Annotated in this window: 1 protein-coding gene and 1 pseudogene; both read left to right on the plus strand. The window is 72.1% G+C overall.

Annotated features, from left to right (window positions below):
• The first annotated feature begins 169 nt into the window (after positions 1-169).
• Entirely contained in the window at positions 170-1405 is a 1236-nt protein-coding gene (locus AB0K51_RS34660; protein WP_363462254.1) for an FAD-binding protein, read from the plus strand.
• Positions 1406-2748: 1343 nt separating this feature from the next.
• Positions 2749-3684, plus strand: a pseudogene (locus tag AB0K51_RS34665) (glycoside hydrolase family 11 protein).
• The last annotated feature ends 54 nt before the right edge of the window (positions 3685-3738 follow it).

Here is a 3738-nt window from a genome sequence, read left to right on the forward strand (position 1 = left end):
ACGAGGACTTCGACCCCACCACCGCCGCCGACCGCGGCATGGCCTTCGAACACCTCGACCAACTCGCCCTGGAACACCTCCTCGGCGCCCGCTGACCCTGCACCGTCCACCGTCCACGGGTGCCCGCGCGTTCGCGCCGGGATTCCCCCTTCATCCCGGGTGTGAACCGATGACGACCAACGGCTCCCTGACCAACTGGGCGGGCAACCTCACCTTCGGTGCGCGCGCCGTCCACCGACCGCGCACCGTGGATGAGTTGCAGGAACTGGTGCGCCGCAGCGACCGAATCCGGGCCGTGGGCAGCGGCCACTCGTTCAGCACGGTCGCGGACACCGCGGGCGACCTGGTGCTGCTCGACGGCCTGCCCACCCGGATCGACATCGCCCCGGACGCCCGGACCGTCACCGTCTCGGCGGCCACCCGCTACGCGGAGCTGGCGGTCGCCCTGCACGCGGCGGGCCTGGCGCTGGAGAACCTGGCCTCCCTGCCGCACATCTCCGTCGGCGGCGCCACCGCCACCGGAACGCACGGCTCGGGCGACCGCCTCCGGTCGCTCGCCGCCGCCGTACGCTCGCTGGAAGTCGTCGGCGCGGACGGTGAGTTGAGCACGGCCACCGGTCCGGGCACGGTGGTGCACCTGGGCGCGCTCGGCATCGTCACCGCGCTCACCCTGGACGTGGTCCCCGCCTTCGACGTGCGCCAGTACGTCCACGTCGGGCTCTCGCTGGCCGACTACGCCGCCCGGCTGGACGAGATCCACGCCGCCGGCCACAGCGTCAGCCTGTTCACCGACTGGGGCTCGGACACCGGCCGGGTCTGGGTCAAGCAGCTCGACGACGGCGCTCCGGCCGCGAGCGTCCCCGGCGCGCGGCCGGCCGACGGCCCCGAACACCCGGTACCGGGCATGCCCGCCGTCAACTGCACACCCCAGCTGGGAGTTCCGGGCCCCTGGCACGAACGGCTGCCGCACTTCCGCCCCGAGTTCACGCCCAGCAGCGGGCAGGAGCTCCAGTCCGAGTTCCTGCTGCCACGCGCGGCCGCCCCGGCAGCGGTCGCCGAACTTCGTGCCCTGGGAGCGCAGTTGGCACCCGTGCTGCACATCTCCGAGGTGCGCACGGTGGCAGCGGACGACCTGTGGCTGAGCCCGTCCCACGGGCGCGCGTCGGTGGCCTTCCACTTCACCTGGAAGCCCGACCTCGCCGCCCTCACCCCGGCGCTCGTCGCAGTGGAGCAGGCCCTGCTGCCGCTGGGCGCCCGTCCCCACTGGGGAAAGATCACGCTCACCGACCGGGCCGCCGGCGCCTACGAGCGGCTCCCGGACTTCCTGGCCCTGCGTCAGGAAGTCGACCCGGCAGGGAAGTTCCTCAACCGCTTCGTCGAAGCGCTTGGCGGCACCGACGACTGAGCCGTCGGCCACTGCCGGGCAGAGCGGCGAACTCCTCCGGGCCCCTGCCCCGATGTCCGGCGGGGCCGGGGCTTCACGGGGAATCCGCACGGCTGGCTCGGGGGCTTCAGAGGCGAAGCCGCCCAGCCCGGCTCGGGGCTTCACGGGCGAAGCCGCACGGCCGGCTCGGAGCTTCACCGGTGAGGCCGCCCAGCCCGGGCTCGGGGCTTCACGGGCGAGGCCGTCCTGCCGGCTTGGAGCTTCACGGGCGAGGCCGCCCAGCCGGCTCCGGGGGCTCACGGCGGAAGCCGCACGGTCTGCTCGGAGCTTCCCCGATGAAGCCTCCCGACCGACTCGGGGGCTTCCCTGGCGAGGCCGCCCAGCCAGCTCGGGGTTCCCCGGGGGAAGCCTCCCGGCCCGCCCGAGCCTGCGCCGCCCGAGCCTGCGCCGCCCTCGCCTCGCCAGCCTTCCGAACTCCGCCCGTCGAGCAGCACCCCCGCTTCGCTCGCCCGATCGGCGGTTCCCGTTCCGCGCCCCCGCCCAGGCTGAGGGCGCGGAACGGGCAGGTCGGCCGCCGACCCGCAACGACGCGGAACCTGTCGGCGGCCCGACCAGCCCCTGCAGCGCCCCGGGCCAGCCCGAGCCCGAATGCCCTTCCACGGCGCGAGGTTGACCACTCCCTCGCCCGCCCGTGAGTCGCGCACCTCCGGCCGCGCCGTGCCGCTCTGCGGCCACCGCCGAACCGCTGCCGCGCCGCCGCCGAAGTCACCTACCGGGATCCCACCCTGACCGGCGTCGAAGCCCTTCGCCACGCCAGTGCCGACCCGATCCCGCGGCCCCAGGCGGCGGTCTCCCGGCCGCGAGAAGTCCGGCAGCGTGACCTGCCGAGACATCGCACCGTTACGAAACTTTTCGCACCTTCCTCATCGCCACTTGCGCCCCGACCCGGAGGAAGTCGCCGCCCAATCGGTGAGCTCGCAGCCGAGCCCCTGCACCCGCGGCGACCGGCGAGCCGTTGGCCAGCAGCTTTGCCCATGAGGCCGATTCGAGGGCGGGCGAAGCTATCGCCGTTCCGGTCGAAAGTGTTGACAGTCCGTCGCGCGCCGACCAACACTGTCGCCGTCGACAAGTCCGAGCCGCCTTGGATCCGGGTCTTCATCCGCCAACTGGTCTCGGGCGCTGCACTGTTGACGGCACGTTGGTTCCCGTGCACCGCTGTGTGACGCCGTCCGGCCCAGCCGCCCCTTGTGGCCGGGCGGCGTCACAGCGCTGCCCCCACCCACCTCCCCCACCCATCGGCAGGACGGATCACCTCCGTGGACATCCCCCACCCCAAGAGCCGCCTCGCCCGCCGCCTCTGGCGGCTGGCCGGCAGGACCCGCGTCGTCGTACTGGCCCTCGCAGCCGTCCTGGTCCTGCCAGGCACCGCCGACGCCGCGACCGTCACCACGAACCAGACCGGCAACGACGGCGGATACTTCTACTCGTTCTGGACCGAAGGCAGCGGCGCGGCCTCGATGTCCCTGAACGGCGGCGGCAACTACGGCACTTCCTGGAGCAACGCCGGCAACTTCGTCGCCGGCAAGGGCTGGAGCACCGGATCCCGCAACCCGGTCACCTACTCCGGCACGTGGAGCACCAACGGCAACGCCTACCTGTCGCTCTACGGCTGGAGCACCAACCCCCTCGTCGAGTACTACATCGTCGACAACTACGGCTCCTACAAGCCCACCGGCACCTACAAGGGCACCGTCACCAGCGACGGCGGCACCTACGACATCTAAGAGACCACCCGCTACAACGCCCCCTCCATCGAGGGCAACAAGACCTTCAACCAGTACTGGAGCGTCCGCCAGTCGAAGCGCACCGGCGGCACCATCACCGTCGCCAACCACTTCGACGCGTGGGCCAGGTACGGCATGAACCTCGGCACCATGAACTACGAGATCCTCGCCACCGAGGGCTACCAGAGCAGCGGCAACTCCAACATCACCCTCGGCACCACGGGTGGTGGCGGTGGCGGCGGTGGCGGCGGCACGTGCACCGCCACGCTCTCCGCCGGTGACTCCTGGAGCGACCGCTACAACCTCAACGTCTCCGTCACCGGGTCGAGCACCTGGAAGGTGACCGTCAACGTCCCCTCCCCCGAGAAGATCAGCTCGACCTGGAACATCAACGCCAGCTACCCCAACGCCCAGACCCTCGTCGCCACCCCCAACGGCGCGGGCAACAACTGGGGCATGACCATCATGAAGAACGGCAGCACCACCTGGCCGACCGTCTCCTGCAGCACCAGCTGACCCCACCTCAGCCCACTGCGGGCACCCAGGGGCGGGGGGGGGGGGCGGGGGCCC

The sequence above is a fragment of the Kitasatospora sp. NPDC049285 genome (assembly GCF_040678815.1).
Taxonomy (GTDB): domain Bacteria; phylum Actinomycetota; class Actinomycetes; order Streptomycetales; family Streptomycetaceae; genus Kitasatospora.